The sequence below is a fragment of the Bradyrhizobium sp. RD5-C2 genome (assembly GCF_019972155.1).
In the GTDB taxonomy this organism is placed as follows: domain Bacteria; phylum Pseudomonadota; class Alphaproteobacteria; order Rhizobiales; family Xanthobacteraceae; genus Bradyrhizobium.
In genome coordinates this window covers 251,661-266,928 of sequence record NZ_BOVL01000013.1, presented here as the reverse complement: position 1 = coordinate 266,928, position 15,268 = coordinate 251,661, and the positions used below count along the sequence as shown (strand labels likewise).

The 15,268-nt window shown below is 60.0% G+C and carries 15 protein-coding genes and 1 pseudogene; 7 read left to right on the top strand and 9 right to left on the bottom strand.

Translation table 11 applies throughout. From position 1 onward, the window contains the following. Window positions 1-342: 342 nt before the first annotated feature. A complete protein-coding gene (gene tkt, locus BraRD5C2_RS17940) occupies window positions 343-2,391 on the bottom strand; it encodes a transketolase (RefSeq protein ID WP_223970085.1) in 2,049 nt (682 codons plus the stop codon). A 517-nt stretch (window positions 2,392-2,908) separates the two neighbouring features. Continuing rightward, window positions 2,909-3,916 carry an alpha/beta fold hydrolase gene (locus tag BraRD5C2_RS17935; RefSeq protein WP_223970114.1) on the bottom strand — a complete coding sequence of 336 codons (1,008 nt, stop codon included), beginning with the start codon at window positions 3,914-3,916 and terminating at the stop codon, window positions 2,909-2,911. Between the two features lie 279 nt (window positions 3,917-4,195). Between BraRD5C2_RS17935 and BraRD5C2_RS17930 the strand changes: the two genes are divergently transcribed. The 5 genes and pseudogenes from BraRD5C2_RS17930 to BraRD5C2_RS17910 all read left to right on the top strand — a co-directional run. Beyond that, window positions 4,196-4,387: a hypothetical protein gene (locus tag BraRD5C2_RS17930; protein WP_223970083.1), complete on the top strand. Its 192-nt coding sequence runs from the start codon at window positions 4,196-4,198 to the stop codon at window positions 4,385-4,387. Window positions 4,388-4,751: 364 nt separating this feature from the next. Then, on the top strand, window positions 4,752-6,158 hold the full coding sequence (locus BraRD5C2_RS17925; protein ID WP_223970082.1) for a TAXI family TRAP transporter solute-binding subunit: 1,407 nt from the start codon (window positions 4,752-4,754) through the stop codon (window positions 6,156-6,158). A gap of 828 nt (window positions 6,159-6,986) precedes the next feature. Further along, window positions 6,987-7,163 carry a DUF2934 domain-containing protein gene (locus tag BraRD5C2_RS17920; RefSeq protein ID WP_223970080.1) on the top strand — a complete coding sequence of 59 codons (177 nt, stop codon included), beginning with the start codon at window positions 6,987-6,989 and terminating at the stop codon, window positions 7,161-7,163. Window positions 7,164-7,533: 370 nt separating this feature from the next. Continuing rightward, on the top strand, window positions 7,534-7,800 hold the full coding sequence (locus BraRD5C2_RS17915; RefSeq protein WP_223970078.1) for a hypothetical protein: 267 nt from the start codon (window positions 7,534-7,536) through the stop codon (window positions 7,798-7,800). A 267-nt stretch (window positions 7,801-8,067) separates the two neighbouring features. Beyond that, window positions 8,068-8,342: pseudogene (locus tag BraRD5C2_RS17910) on the top strand (SDR family oxidoreductase); the annotation flags it as partial. A 22-nt stretch (window positions 8,343-8,364) separates the two neighbouring features. Here the strand turns inward: BraRD5C2_RS17910 and BraRD5C2_RS17905 are convergent. Next, on the bottom strand, window positions 8,365-8,544 hold the full coding sequence (locus BraRD5C2_RS17905) for a hypothetical protein (protein WP_223970076.1): 180 nt from the start codon (window positions 8,542-8,544) through the stop codon (window positions 8,365-8,367). 108 nt (window positions 8,545-8,652) lie between these two features. Between BraRD5C2_RS17905 and BraRD5C2_RS17900 the strand changes: the two genes are divergently transcribed. Continuing rightward, window positions 8,653-8,805, top strand: coding sequence for a hypothetical protein (locus BraRD5C2_RS17900; RefSeq protein ID WP_223970074.1), 153 nt, complete (start codon window positions 8,653-8,655; stop codon window positions 8,803-8,805). Between the two features lie 443 nt (window positions 8,806-9,248). Then, window positions 9,249-10,583 (top strand): carbohydrate porin, encoded by a 1,335-nt coding sequence (locus BraRD5C2_RS17895; RefSeq protein WP_223970072.1) that lies wholly within the window; start codon window positions 9,249-9,251, stop codon window positions 10,581-10,583. Window positions 10,584-10,972: 389 nt separating this feature from the next. Here BraRD5C2_RS17895 and BraRD5C2_RS17890 read toward each other — a convergent pair whose 3' ends face one another. From BraRD5C2_RS17890 to BraRD5C2_RS17860, 6 genes are all read right to left on the bottom strand, one after another. After that, window positions 10,973-11,308, bottom strand: coding sequence for a response regulator (locus BraRD5C2_RS17890; RefSeq protein ID WP_223970070.1), 336 nt, complete (start codon window positions 11,306-11,308; stop codon window positions 10,973-10,975). Window positions 11,309-11,429: 121 nt separating this feature from the next. Next, entirely contained in the window at window positions 11,430-11,615 is a 186-nt protein-coding gene (locus BraRD5C2_RS17885) for a hypothetical protein (protein WP_223970068.1), read from the bottom strand. 350 nt (window positions 11,616-11,965) lie between these two features. Next, window positions 11,966-12,229 (bottom strand): hypothetical protein, encoded by a 264-nt coding sequence (locus tag BraRD5C2_RS17880; RefSeq protein WP_374708017.1) that lies wholly within the window; start codon window positions 12,227-12,229, stop codon window positions 11,966-11,968. Between the two features lie 1,765 nt (window positions 12,230-13,994). Further along, the gene (locus tag BraRD5C2_RS17870) at window positions 13,995-14,498 is read right to left on the bottom strand and encodes a YihY/virulence factor BrkB family protein (protein WP_308444431.1); all 504 of its coding nucleotides are present in this window, start codon (window positions 14,496-14,498) and stop codon (window positions 13,995-13,997) included. An 80-nt stretch (window positions 14,499-14,578) separates the two neighbouring features. Continuing rightward, complete coding sequence (locus BraRD5C2_RS17865; protein ID WP_223970064.1) at window positions 14,579-14,779, bottom strand: hypothetical protein; 201 nt, start codon at window positions 14,777-14,779, stop codon at window positions 14,579-14,581. Next, window positions 14,776-14,967: a DUF3606 domain-containing protein gene (locus BraRD5C2_RS17860; protein WP_223970063.1), complete on the bottom strand. Its 192-nt coding sequence runs from the start codon at window positions 14,965-14,967 to the stop codon at window positions 14,776-14,778. Before BraRD5C2_RS17860 ends, BraRD5C2_RS17865 begins: the two co-directional genes overlap by 4 nt. Window positions 14,968-15,268: the final 301 nt, after the last annotated feature.

Here is a 15,268-nt window from a genome sequence, read left to right as displayed (position 1 = left end):
CGAATCTAGGCCGGCACCTGCGTCGCATACCTGCGGCAGTGGTCGAGATAAGCCTTTCTTGGCTGCCAATCAGCAAAACCCCGGAAGACTAGGAAAGAGCTTCCAATGTCGCAGTGGGTTTGCGTTTCAATTCCCTTTACCAACCTTTACAGGTGACGTCGTCCCGGTTTCGCTTCGGCGCGCTGGTCACGGTTAGCGAGCACTTGCGCTAGCCGCACTGATCCACCACGCTGCGGATGTCTTTGGAGACGACCCTTCTAGCTCCATGCCGCAGGCAGCATCGAACAGCTGCAAATGTACCGAACCGGCGCTCTTGACTTCGTTATCGTCGGACGCATTCGATTACCGGGGCGCGGCGGCGGCCAGCGACTCTCGGGCGGCGCGCACGACCGCCTCGGCAGTAATGTCGAACTTCATATAGACGTCGTGGATCTTTCCGGAGGCGCCGAACGAGTGCATACCGACGAAACGGCCATCGAGGCCGGTGTAACGCTCCCAACCGAGCTCCACCGCGGCTTCGACCGCAACGCGCGCCCGTGTCCTGCCGAGCACGGCGTCCCTGTACGCTGCATCCTGTTGTTCGAACAGCAGGCGGCACGGCATGGAGACGACGGCGGTCGGAATGCCTTCGTTTTGAAGAAGTTCGCGCGCTTGAACGGCGAGATGAACTTCCGAGCCGGTGCCTAGGATGGTCAGCTTGCGCTCGCCTCCCTCGGCCTCCTTCAGAACGTAGCCGCCTCTGGCAGACTTGTTCTCGCTGCCGGGCTCGTGCCGCAGCAGGGGCATCGGCTGACGGGACAGGGCGAGCAGGGCGGTCTGGCGGGGCGTGCTCAGGATCGCCTCCCAGCATTCCGCGGTCTCGATGGGGTCGCCTGGTCGGTAGACCGCCAAATGTGGAATGGCGCGAAGCGCTGCCAGCTGTTCGACCGGCTGGTGGGTCGGACCGTCCTCGCCAAGGCCGATGGAGTCGTGCGTCATGACGAAGATCGTCCGGATACGCATCAGGGCGGCGAGGCGGATCGAGGGACGGCAGTAGTCCGAAAAGCAGAGGAACGTGCCGCCATATGGGATCAGGCCACCATGAAGCGCGATGCCGTTCATGGCGGCGGCCATGCCGTGTTCGCGGACGCCATAATGCACGTACGTGCCGCCGTACTCGCCGGGCTCGATCTCGACCATGGACTGGGCCTTGGTGACGTTCGAGGTCGTGAGGTCCGCCGAGCCTCCCAGCAATTCGGGTATCATCGGTGCCAGATGGTTGAGAACGGCGCCGCTTGCGGCGCGCGTCGCCACGTCTTTGCCGCTGACGATGAATTCGGCGCGGGCCACTGCAATCGCCTTCGGCCAGTCGACTGGCAGCTTACCGTCGTTGCGGCGCTCGAACTCCACGCGCAGTTCAGCCGGAGCGGCCTTGACCCGATCAGCCCACGCCATGCGTGCTTTGCGGCCCTGGGCACCGATCTCGCGCCACTCGCGTAGCAGCGGTTCGGGGATCACGAAAGGCGGCGAATCCCATCCCAGGATATTGCGCGCGCCGGCGATCTCCTCTTCGCCCGGAGCGTCGCTGTGTGCTCTCTCGGTTCCTGCAATCGTCGGGAAGCCGAAACCGATGATGGTCTTGCAAGCGATCAAGGATGGCTTGTCGGTGACGGCGCGGGCGGCGGTGATGGCCTCGTGGATCGCGTCGGTGTCATGCCCGTCGATTTCCTGGACATGCCAGCCGGATGCGTGGAAACGTTGTATCTCGGTGTCGGAAACCGCCAGGCGGGTAGGGCCGTCGATCGTGATCGAATTGTTGTCCCAGAACGCGATCAGGCGGCCGAGCTTGTAATGGCCCGCCATCGAGATCGCTTCCTCGCTGACACCCTCCATCAGGCAGCCGTCGCCCATGAAAACGTAGGTGAAATGGCTGCAGAGGTCGTCGCCGAACTTGGCGTTCAGGACGCGCTCGGCGAGCGCGAATCCGACCGAGTTGCCTATGCCCTGGCCTAGGGGGCCGGTAGTCGTCTCGATGCCGTCGGCGTGCTTGTACTCGGGATGACCCGCGGTCTTACTGTCGATCTGCCGGAAGCGCTTCAACTCATCCAGGGTCATGTCCTGGTAACCGGTCAGATACAGCAGGCTGTACAGCAGCATGGAGGCATGGCCGTTCGAGAGCACGAACCGGTCCCGATCGAACCAATGGGGGTCGCCCGCGTCAAACTGCATGAAGTCCCTAAACAGGACTGTTGCAATGTCGGCCATTCCCATGGGGGCGCCGGGGTGGCCGCTCTTGGCGTGCTGAACGGCGTCCATGGAGAGAAATCGGATGCAATCGGCCATGTCACGCAAGTGCTGGTCGCGGGGCTTTGGAACGGACTTGGCGGCCGGTTTGGGCGCTGCGTCAGCCATGTGTTGGCCTCGTGTTCGAAGAGGGTCGAGGTATCCTTTGACAGAGTCAAAGGCACAGGACTCGGAATCGTTCCGCCAGTGCTTTCACGGTCGCTATTTTGTTGAAGAGGGCATGACATATCGACAGCGTGATCTCGTGGCACGCCGGAAAGATGAAGAAAAGCTCGCTCTGCAGCGGAGCCAAGCGCGGGCAAGCCGACAGTCGACGAGTACAAGACGCGCTTCACGCGCCGGAAGGCCTTTTCCTTGCCGGCGGCCTGGCTCGCCTGCGTTTTTTGGGTGAGGCGATCCCCGCGGGGAGAAGACTGGCCATTTTGTGGCAACCCGGCAAAGCGATTAGAAGTCATGACCCTGACCGTGTTCACCTCCTGCGGGGAGGGCGCGGAAGGAGACTGTGGCCTAAAGCCTGTACAACAGCCGGAAACAGCCTCACCTATAGAGGATGGCTACTCCCGGTCCGCGAAGTCCCGGTAAAGGCCTTACACCACTCGCGCCGTGATCAGTTCTTAGAACATTTTCAATGCAGCGTTTCCGCCGCGGCTTCGTCGACCGCTGCCATCAGGTCGGCCGTATCCGACTGCTGGATCATATGGCCGGCTCTCGGGAGGCGGTGCATCTTACTGTGCTTGATCTCGTCATGCAGCCTGCCGGACTGCTCGTCGATGTCGATAATGCGATCGTCCTCACCTGCCAGGATGACGACTGGCATGGCCAATTCACCGTAAGTCTTCGCGGACAGGATCGCCGCGGGGACCATCAGCGCAGCTTCGGCGGCGCTGGCGCGAAGTTGCGATGGACGCACGGCCAATGATTTCGGAAAGCGGTCGAATTTATGCGGGACGGATTTGGGTCCGAAAAGCTGCCGAAGCATCGCGGGCCACATCAGGCGGCTGAGGATCGGCGAGATTGTGTGACTAAGGATATCGCCGAATCCGGGTATGGCCGGCCCGGCCATCGCCATGATCGCGTCGGGGCGCGCCGTCGGGAAATAGTAACCCGAGGCCAGTATTAGCGCTTCGACCATCGAAGGGTGCTTGCTTGCCAAGGCAACTGCAACGGAAGCGCCCCAGGAATGTCCGAGCACGATCGCCTTGTCGACGCCCAGGTATGCAAGCGCGTCCCTGAAGAGATCGGCCTGGGCCGCGGGGGTCCATACGACATTGCGGGGTCTCAAGCTGTGGCCGAAGCCCGGGCGATCAAATACGATTACGCGGTAGTGCCTGGCGGCAAGATCGATGAGGCCACTTGTTTCAAAATCCTGGATCATGCTGCCGTTGCCATGAAGCAGAACCAGTGGCCGGCCGGACCCGCGTTCGACATAGTGCAGTCGGACACCATCGATTTCGATGAAGCGTCCTTGCGGCGGATGATCGCGTTGGGCCTTGTCGGCAAGTCGTTGATTGACGACCGCAGCGGCAACCATCAAGCCGACCGCCGCGACAGCGGCGGACGCCACCGGATATTCCCTCAGAGCACGAACGGCGCTGACCGCCAGCGATGGAGAACGTTTTTTCAGTAGGCGCATGTCACATTTTCGCTGGACGAAGCCAGCTGCTGGAGACGGGTTGCTCGCGGATCGAGCGTCCCGGTCCGATTGGCTCTTGATGACTCTGGCTTCGTCGCAAAACAATGTTGGGATCAATTTCATCTTCGGCCATCGAAGACGGCTCCCGCGGCAGCGTGCCGGTGATGTCATGCAGACGCAACAGGGGGTGCAACGATAGGTTCCTACCATCCGGTAGGGAATTCGACGCGGCGGTTTCTTTGCTTCCTGTTCGCCCAGTTCGCGGCGGCGCTTACCTTGATGTCGAACAGAAACGAAGCCGCGGCGGTTGGCGTGTTCTGCTGGGGAGCGGTGATTATGCTCGCCGGCGATCATTTCGTGTCGCCGGTGCTGGTCGGTGGCTCGGCTCGCCTACCGTTTCTATTCGCCTTCGTCGAGATCTTCGGCTGGCAGCCTTCGGCCTCATCGGCCTGTTCCTGGGGTCGGTCGTGATGGCGACCCTGTTGACGGTGTGGCGAGAATGGGTCTTCCGTCCTGTCGCAGCGACACAGTTCGACTAGTCGGAGTGGCGGACTTGGCGTGGCGATGGCGTACGGCGGCAGCCCACGTCAGCGCCGGCTTAGCCAGATCCCATTCTCGGGCCCCGCCGACGGTCTGGCTGCTCTCGTCGTCGTTCGCTGACGTGCTCCTCACTGTGGCCGGTTCGCTATCGGCGCGAAGAGGTGGTCGTTCGCGGTCGAATTCGGACCCTTCGTGAACTCATTCTCACCCGTACGGAACATTCCGGTCGGACTCCGGTTCGTCCAAGTTCCCGGGGACGCGCCGAAGCAGACGTTCGTTCAGGTAGGTTTTGCCGATGTCACCGTCCGATCGCCCGACCAGAACTGCCCAGGATCGACACCAACGAAGGCTCTTAATCGTGCTGGCTTTGGGATTTGTCGTTTTCGGCGCTGCTGCGGCCGCCCTCTTCTACGTCGTGCAGCCCGAGACCCTCCGGATCGCCGTCGGGCCCGCAGGCAGCGACGATCAACAGGTGGTCCAGGCGATGGCCGAAGCTTTCGGCGACGAAAGCAGGACCATGCGGCTCTCACCGATCACGACCGAGGGGGCGGCCGAATCCTTGGCTCTGCTGGACGCCGGCAAAGCCGACCTTGCGATAGGTCGCGGCGACCTCGACATGCCGGCCGACGCGCAGACGCTCGCGGTCCTGCGCAAAGACTACGTCGTGCTTTGGTCGCCTACCGGGGGATCTCGGAAAAATTCCAAGAAAAAGGCCACCGGGAATGTCGGAGAGATCGCCGATCTGGTGCGGCGCAAGGTAGCCATCATCGGAAGGACCGGAGCAAACCTCGAACTGCTGCGGATCATTCTCGTCGCTTCCGGCGTGGAGCCGGACAAGGTTACTACGATCCAATTCAGGACGGACGAGATCGAAAAGCTTGCGCAGGACGCCACTATCGACGCCTATCTCGCCGTCGGCCCGCTCGACAGCCGGATCACCGTCGCCGCGATCGCCGCGACCTCGCGATCGCGCGGCGCTCCGAAGTTTCTTCCGGTCGAGACATCCGAGGCCATCGCGCTGAAGCACGCCCGCTACGAAGCCGAGGAGATTCCGGGCAGCGTCTTTAACGCGAACCCAGCCTGGCCCGAGGACAAGATCGACACCATCAGCGTCAACCATCTGATCCTGGCCAGGAAAGAACTGTCAGAAGCCAAGGCGGCGGCCTTCTACCGGCAGCTTTTCGCCGTCCGCGACACGATCACGCAACGCGTCGCCGGCGCCGCGCACATCACGAAGCCCGAGACGGAAAAAGAGGCGGAGCCCTCCGTGCACCGGGGCGCTGCGGCGGTCATTAACGGGACCGAACGGACCTTTCTGGACAAGTACAGCGACTACTTCTGGTTCGCATTGCTTCTTCTTTCCGGGATCGGTTCGGCCGCCGCCTGGCTGCGTCGCTATCTGAACCGGGACGGCCGGGACGACACCACCAGCCATCGGAACCGAATTCTCGCCGTGGTCTCGGAGCTTCGCGATGCCGGATCCGAACAAGACCTTCTGACATCGCAACGGGAAGTCGACGCGATCATCGGCGAAACACTAAAGTGCTATGATGATGGAGCGATCGAACAAGATGACTTGGCCGCATTCGGACTGGTCCTTGAACTGTTCGATCATGCCGTCGCCGAACGGCGAGCGGCGCTGCAGAGGGGCCCCGCCGATGAAGCAAAATCTCCGGGTCCAACCCTTGCCTCTCGCCGGTAGGCGCACCCGGCATGACGCCTCGCGGAATGTCTTGGCTCCGTGTGTCTTGCCTTCTCAGGTCGGAGCGCCGCGACTGGATCGGTCTGCAGACGAACACATCGCCAACATCACGCTGGCCGGAGCCAGCGAGCGGACCGCCCGTGATCGTCGTACCTTGCCGGAGGTCGTGCGCGCCCTAAGGTTCATGTCAATGCTTGACCCATTTCGGGCATATTACTGATCCGGGCCGGTTTAACCACGGTTGGATGGTCACGCCAACATTCTGATCTGACGAAGTGCTGCGGCCGATTGAGATTTTCGAGGCGTCAATGGATATCTGCACTGCGCCATCGAGGGCAACGGGATCCCGCGGCACATTGCTGAAGCTGGCACCAGTTTCAAATACTGCTCCGCCGCGGCTCCCTGAGCCGTGGTGCTCTCGGCGGCACCAGCTGAAGGCCCCTGCTGAAGCGGGTTATGACGCCGTAGCCCCAGATAGGTGTGGCTATGGTCGGACCGGCAAGCCACCCGACATCGATCAGTACACCTTTGTTGATCTCGTCGGTGACATGGTCGGCGTTGTCAGCCTTCTCGACTACAAAGCAACCGCTTTCCTCGGTTGGCCCGCATCCGCGCGGTGATTGAGCGAGTTGGGCTCGAAAGGGCGGCTCACTTTCCACGTCCACGCAGAAGGGCGGTGCCTAGGTGTTTGGCTGCGTGATCTAGCGCGCCGTGCGAGTGTGAGCTTCTAAGTTCGATTTTGCGCGGGCGCACGCCGCCGACGCTGATCGAAAGCTGGACTGGAACTCGTCGGCCGCGCCAAGCTTTGGTTGTGAAAGGGAGAGTGAGATGGCTGTTGTGACCGAGGAAGAAATTCGAAAGCGGGCTTATGACCTTTGGGAGAAAGCCGGAGAGCCCTCAGGTAAAATGGATGCATTCTGGTACGAGGCCGAGAAAGAACTTCTTGCTGAAGCCAAAGACGTGGGCGAGGTGCCGCCTGGTATGACAGACAATTTGCCGATCTGACGTATTGATTCGAAGTTCTTGTTCTTAAACATCACATCGTGGATGCCGGCATTGAAGAGGGCGATTTCGATATTGTCATTCATCACCGCAAGCGGGAGTTCCGTCAGTTGCGGAACTATCCTGCTAACTCCGAGTTGCCAATGCACAATTCAGGAGGACATCATGGATTTCGGAAAGGGCGCCATCCTTTGGCTGTTGGGTGTGCCACTACCTGTAATTCTGCTGATTGCGTTGTTCTGGCATCACTAGGCTCTACGTAGCCCTGATGGCGACGAAGGCTCTCGGCACATGTCGGTAGCCTTTTGTGTTCGATGGTCGTTTGACGGGTAGTCGGGATTCAAGTCTTGCTCGTCCTTGAAGGGAGCCATCGATGGCAAAGAAAACGCGGAAAGCAAAGAAGCGCCCGGAAACCCATTTGGTCGAAAACGTTAAAAAGCTCGCGGTATCCTCACAGGCTGTTTTGCTGCTGGAACTGGGTAAGCTCTACAAGAAGGCCAGGCCAACGCGGCCCGGATTGCTGAATAAGGAGGCCGGCCAAAGTTCTACGCTGAGAAAGAGAGCCATCAAAAAATCTCGCGCAAGGCCGACCGCGAAATATCGCAGCAAGAAACGCAAATCAATCGCAACTGCATCTTAGAAATACGTCTCAAGCAGAGAGGTAATTGACCTGCGCGAGAAGATTGACGCCATGACCTGGTTCTTGAACGGCAAAGACGTTCGCTCGGCCTATTGGACGACCCGGCAACCGAGTTCGACATCCAAGGTTTGGAGCTGGATTGGGGCGGTGTTTGATGGGGATGCCGAATTTCGTTCGATCGATAGCAAATGGCAGTACTACCGGTTGTCAGGAACGCGCTGGCAGAATTTTCAACGACCTCATTACGGACGAGGCCTTCGATGCCACCAAGCCGCGACCATGAATTACGTCAAGTCGCTTGCCAAGCAGCTCGCTCCGAAAGGCATCCAGGTCTGCGGCGTGGCGGTCTAATTTGGACGCCGCTTCAGGTATCCGGCGGTGCGAGCATGGAAAAGCTCGAGAAGTTCGGCAGCCAAAGCAGCTTTGGTCGACCGGGCCAGCCGGCCGAACTTACTTCGATCTATGTGCAGCTCGCCGCGGCCGATGCCAGTTACACGACGGGCGCCGTCTATAGCGTGGCCGGCGGCACCGGGCAGCCTTGAAACGCTTGTCGTGTCCGTAAAGTTATTTGGAATCCGGCTTCGACTTCGCGGGTTGAACGCTACTGGCCGGATCTGACGCTGGAAAGCTGTCCTTTAGGCCCTCGTCAAGATCTCCGTGTTTATCGCGGTCATGCTGTTTCTTCGCCGGAATGTCTGCGTCTGCGTGTTTGTCGTGTGGTGCGGGATCGAATTCTTTTGCCATCCGAGGCCTCCTCGTTAGCTCGGCCAACGCGAAGCCGTATCGCAAGTTCCTACCGAGGAACGATCGGGCTGCGCTGTCGTTGCCACACGTCACCGAAAGAAATCCGAGATGGTCAAACAGCAAAACGGACAGATCGTCGAGACCACCACGGAAGCGCGACAGGCCGAACCTGGTCCAAGCGTGCTCAAACTCCTGACGATCAGCCTCGCCCTTGCCGTAATCGTCCTGGGCGCCGTATGGATGATCTTTTTCCGCACGTGAACCCGACGATCAGGCCGCGAAAATTTCGGTAGGAGATCCGTCCGCACGACCAAGTGTACCAACTACGGATACTTCAACGAAGGGGGGCGGGTGGATAGGTGATCAGCATGGTCCGGCCGACGCCGAAACCGAGTTGCGCGCCCGCCTGGCTGTAAAGTGCCGATGCCGTACAGGCCGTCGTCGGACGCACCCGTGATCAGGACGGGCCCCTACGCTTCAGAATGCTGTCCTGATCTCAGGTTTCCTTGAGCGTGTCGCGCGTTTCAACCCTGTCAATTCGTCCTCCAGAGCGTCATTGTAACCGATCCCGGGCCCGTCGCGGCTTCGGCGTCGCTAACGCAGGTTAGTGCGCTGTGGGTTGTTTAGTGCACTACGTGGGCGAACCGGCCGATTATAGGCATTCCGCAAAACCTGCATCATCCAGTGGGACGGCGGTTGACGCGATGCGCTGCTTCACAATTCTGGTGATTGCCATTGTGCTGTGCGCACCCGCGCTCGCCCAGGGAGACAAGAAGACCGACGACCTGAAGCCGGCCGATCCCGACACGGGCGAGAGCACGGTGCAGGAAACAACCCTCGGCTTTCTTCCCAATCCGTTCGAGAAGAAGGGTGTCAAGTTCGCAGTCACCTATATCGGCGAGCTTCTTGGCAATCCCACCGGGGGCGCCAAACAGAGCGCGATCTATGAGGACCGCATCAATTTCGCGATGGATGTCGATCTTCAAAAGCTGTTCGGGCTTAACGGTATCAGCTTTCACAGCAACGTCTTTCAGATCGATGGCGGCGGGCTTTCGAGGGGCGCATTGTTCAATTATCTCGATGTCAGCGGCATCGAGGCGTTACCGACGACGCGGCTCTATGAAGTCTGGTTCGAGAAGAAATGGGGAGACAAGATTGCTCTCCGTGGGGGCCAGCTTGCCGCTGACTCCGAGTTCGCGACGTCGAAATACACCGACGTGCTCACGAACGCCTCCTTCGGCTGGCCCGGTATCTTTGCCCTGAGCATGCCAAGCGGGGGTCCTTCGCCCCCGCTTGCCGCCGTCGGAGCCCGTGTGCGCGCTGATGTCACTGACAATCTCACGCTGCTCGGCGCCGTCTTCGACGGCAGTGCAGCAGGATCCGGCACAGACGATCCCCAGCTCCGGGATCGCCATGGCATAAACTTCAGAGTCAACGATCCACCCCTTGCGCTCTTCGAGGCGCAGTTCCAATGGAACGCAAAGAAGGGCGACCCCGGCCTCGACGGAAAGTTCAAGATCGGCGGCTGGCGCCATTTCGGTGCGTTTGACAGCGAGCGTATCGACGCCGCGGGGCTTTCGCTTGCCGACTCTGCGAGCTCGAGCATGCCTGCGCGGTTCGCCGGCAATTACGGGGTCTATGGTGTATTCGAGCAGAAGCTCTATCGCGTCGGCCATGATGATGATCGCGGGGTCGGCATCTTTGCACGAGCCTCCTACAGCCCGCCCAATCGCAATTTGATCGATCTCTACGCGGACGCCGGCATCGAGCTGATCGGCCTGATGGACGCGCGATCGCACGATAAATTTGACCTGGCCGCGGCCTACGCACACGTGTCTCCGAGCGCTCAAGCGCTGGACCGTGACTTCCAATCGATCAACGGACCGTTCTGGCCGGTCAGGACATCCGAGACACTTCTCACAGCGGTCTATCAATACGAGGTCCGCTCGGGCATCACCCTGCAGCCGAACGTTCAGGTCATCCGCCATCCAGGAGGCGGCGCGACCAACCCGATCGGGACGACACGAGGGTGTCCCTGAAGGATGCCGTCGTGCTTGGCATGCGGACCGTCGTGAAGTTCTAGCTGGCAGCGGCCCGGGCGGCGATGAATGGGAACGACTCCGCCTCGGTTCGATTGTATCCAGGGAGACGGAATCCGGAGCAGGACAGTCGCCAGCGTGGCCATCCGGTGTAACGCCCGCGTGGCCACGTTTTCCATCGATGAGTAGGTCCAAAGCCTGGCCCGACTGAAGAGCAAGTACGGATCCGTGCCCACGAATTATTGGGAAATCGCCGGACGAGCCGAAGGGCGGCAAAAGGAATTCTGGTAGGAAGCCCAGCGAAAGCTAAGGGACGGCACTACCAATAATCCTGACGAGAAATCCGTAAACGCTTCTTGAGTAGCCGGCGTCGTTCGAGCGCCCTGCCTTCAATTCAAGAGTGACCGAAGCTGGTTGACGAGCGCTTGCGGTGAGTATGGCTTCGCGATGAAGGTGCCGCCGACGGGCAAATCACTTTCGGCCGGCGAAATGTACCCTGAGGTTAACACCAAACCCATCGGGGGCCAGCGCCCCCGCACGATATGCGCGAGTTCAAGCCCGTCCGGTTCGCCGACGATCTGGATGTCGGTGAAGACGACGGCGACGTCGTCGCGGGAATTCAAGATCGCAATGGCTTCCGCCGCGCTCTTGGCCTCGACGGTCCGGAAGCCGGCAGCGTATAGGATGTCGATCACATCCATCATGATGAGCGGCTCGTCTTCCACGACTAGGATGACTTCTCCATCCGAGGAGCTTTGAATCAAAATCGATCTCCGCCGATCGCGTGGGATTGGTAACCACTACATCAATGCGGAAGCGCCGCGTCGCGACGCGGCGCTTCGAAATTTACTTCTCTGGATGGCCGCTGCCGGGCGGGGTCGTCTTCGGCGACTTGCAGTCTTCGATCCTGCCTTCGTTGCGAAGGTCGCGCCCTTCTTGCGCCTTGCGCTTGCTCTCCGGGTCCTTGCCGTGCTCGTTGAGTTCCTCCTTGACGTAGCCGGCGCCTTCCTTGATCTCACCCTTCACACTCATGTTAATCTCCGTTCCCTTGCTTTGCACTCATCCATCACGGAAGTTGCTGTAAGGTAACGGCCTCGAATCAGCTTCGCTCCTATTTCGTGCGGAGATTTGCTGCCGTTCCAACCCCGCGCCGCCTTGCTGGCGTGTTGTCGATATGCCGGAAGCGTCCAGCGGCCTCGATGAGCGGGTCTCCGCGATCCGAACCGGGATCGCCTTGGGGGCATTCCGCACTTTGGAACTTCGATCTCAGACGATCGCGTCACAGCGGCGAACGCCAAGCGTCCTAAGGCGCGTAGCGACACGAAGCCGCCCCGGTCGCGCGTCGGGGCGGCCATGGCTTTGGAACGGCAACATCCCAGCCGCTAACGCTTCGCAGGCGGCCCGCTCTTGTTGCCGGGCAAGCCTTGTACGTTCGAGGGATCCTGCTGCTGTACGCGCTCGTTCTGAGGACTCGACCCTACTGTGCTTTGGCCCGGCGCAGGCCCGTTCTTGTTTCCTGGCGCGCCGGATATTCCGGTGCCGGAACTTTGCGCACTGGGAGCGTTGCTCGCTCCGGCCGCATTGTTTGCTGCAGCCGGACGTCCTGGAGGCGTTGCAGCCGCTCCAGGATTATTCTGGTCTCCCACGTACCCGGACTCACCGGAATTACGCGTCTTCACGCCCTTGTCGGCCTCACTTTGCTGGTTCTGGGCGGTAGCCCGTTCAGCCGTCATCAGACCGGCTGCCGCAATGCCCGCAACGAGCAGCGCAATGGTACATGTTCTCATGAGCTTCCTCCTAAAGGTTGCCCCATCTCCACAACTCGCGTCGGCGTGATCATTTCCAATGCCGCGGACGAACTAGTCGTTGGCGCTAGTCACTCGGAAGCCGTGTTCGTCCTCCTCTAGTATCCATGGCGTCGGAAACCGTCGCCATATTAGGTCCTGCGGTGCGATGGTTTGCCCCTAATCGGTTTGGCGGAGCGCGTGCCGACGCAGGATGGGCACTCAACTTCGCCTCAACCTTCATCCGGTCACGCTCCAGGGAAAAGGGCATCGACCTTGGGCTGGCGGACGATCTGCACGCGCATGCGCTCGACCTCCGCACGGAGATAATCGAGTGCGGGCATTGTTCGCTCTGTATTGGCGGTGATCTAGCCGTAGGGACGTTACAGAGAACGTTGAGTCAAGCGTCGCAAAAGACATACCTTCGCCAACGCCAGAGAATCCACATCACCATTAACGCAACAAAAGTTGCGGGCGCGCATCACGCGGCAAATATGAGATAGCAGCCGGCAATCACCAGCAGTATTCCCAAAACGGTTGATGCGTCAGCATGCTGCATCATCGTGACGGGAGGTCGAGCCCCATGACCCGCTTTCTAGTGAGGTCGCTGTGGCTGCTCATTCTGAAGCCTGACTGCCATGTTGCTTTCCGGCATCGCCGGTCACGGAACCTCCGCCGCTTGGGCCTCCGTCCGACTGTGCGAACGCAGTGGGGGCCATGAGAAGCAGGGTCTTAGATAAAGCAGACAGCACTTTCATTGATGCTCTCCTCTTTGCATCGAAGCCCGGCGCGAGGGCTTCTGCCATCGACGACAAACAAGAAACGGCGCCCATATGATCCTCGTTCCAATGTACACGATCGCTGACTAAGTCGAGAACAGCTCGGGGGATTGCGCATCAAAGTCGGTGGAACCAACCCATCGCAAGACCATTGGAGGTTTGGTGTCACGGACGCGACTGCCATGATTGGGCGTGGAGTACCGTTTTTTCTTCTTTTCTACCTGAATGCTTTTCCCACATATGCTGGCGACTTGCCGCACTTTCACCGATTGTCTTGCGTGGTCATTCGCTATTGCGTAGCGAAATACGCTGCGCCTGCTGCGGAAGCGTGGGCGCGGTCCAAGGAAGCGACCGCTGCGGAAATCGATGCTGCGCGTCAGTGTTTGAGGGTGGTTCACGCAGCTCAACAATGAGGCTGGTCGTCACGAACTCGCCACCGGTGTGGTCGTGTTGGTCGGCTAGGGTAGAAGCATTTTGGAGAGGCACCTAAGCGCACCAACTCTCTGTGAACTTGATCTTCGCTGTTATCTCGTACATCCAGCGTAATGGCGCGAACGACGGTTGAGCGGGGTGATCCGAAGCGGAATATCACTGGCGCCGCCCTAGTCTGCCTTCGAGCGCCTATCATTCCGTGGTCTGGAGTCGGGAAGGTCTGGCAGCGGTGACCTGTTTGGACGTGACTCTGGATTTGGCCCGGCAGGTGGATCGCTATCGACGTCGTTCGATCGCTTCCGACGGATCGCATGTCCAACCGAGCCGACGATCACCAGTAATGTGCCCACCACGATCAGCCAGTGTGGTAGCTGTAACGACCCTATGGTGGTCTTGATTAAATCCACTTTTTGCCTTCAGCTCAACTTCCAAACCCATTTCGTCGCCACGCGCGTTAGCTGCTCGCGCGCGACGTCGATAGCGCCGCCGGGCGCGAATCCGGAGATGTCATCGAGATGCTTGGCGATGCTGCCGGGATCCGAGAAGAAGCCGTAAATCGCGACGAGGGCGGCGAGCGCCGGAAATATCGCCAGAATGCTGTAGTAGGTCATGCCGGCGGCGAGCGCGAGAATACGGTGATCGCCGATATTGTCGCAGACGCGCCTGAGGATATCTTTCCATCCTTTTAGGGGAATCTCGGAGGGCGACGTGGCGCGCCGGCCTCGGTCTCCGCCTTCCGTGGCCAGGCTGGCCGGCGAGGGGGCACGATTTTCTTCGGTCGGGATCGTGGTCGATACGATGTCATTCGGAGAAGCGTCGCGATCGATCAGAACCGCTACGGCCAAAAGACTGAGTACAACCGCGATATTCCAGCCGCTCAGGGTCATTTTTGGGCGGCGCGCTTTCTCGAGACTGGCCATATCCGTCGCCACACCTAGTCCGCACACCTAGAAAGGCGCCGGCAGCGCAAGTACCGCGGGCCGCGTCCTTGCCTGCTGATCTACGAAGTAGCACCCCAATCGGTCTTACACTGCGCAGCCGCCGTGTAGGTCGGATCGGCGGGGATTTCTGCTTCGTACTGTTTAGCCTTCTCGAGCAGTGCGTCGCGAATTGGCCCTTCCGGTAAAAGGGCGGCCTGATGACGCGCATCTCTCGCGCATTCGGCGGCTTTACTTGCCAGTTCTTCCATCTCGCGATTCATACACCGTTGCTCCACTCGATTCCGAGTTCTTTACGCACGGCAACCGCTGAATTGCCGACCTTTTCAACGGCCTTTCGAAGCTCTTCCTTGGATACGCCGAGGGCGCGCGCCCAGAGTTTGACCTCAACGGCCTGGTGCATGTCGATATGAAGGCGATCCGGTTGTTCCTTGATGGTCAGATTGCTCATGCCGGCGCCTCCTATCGCAAGAACAGCGGCAATCTAACGAAGTTCCTATTGCCGCACGCTTTGTCCTAACACGCCGGTACAGCCCTGCTCGTTTTTACCCTTCTCCGCAGTTTGAGGGGCCGCAGCTAAGCTTCCTGATTTGCCCAACTCCATTAAGCGTTAGAACCGCATTGACCAGACCGGAGCCCGTAAAATAGGAGATTCTGATTTCGTTGCTGGAAGGCTGGAGGTCGTCCATCTCGAAAGCCGGGTCACGCCTCAGGCGATCAACCCAATAGGCGTGAAGCGCCTTCCGACCCAC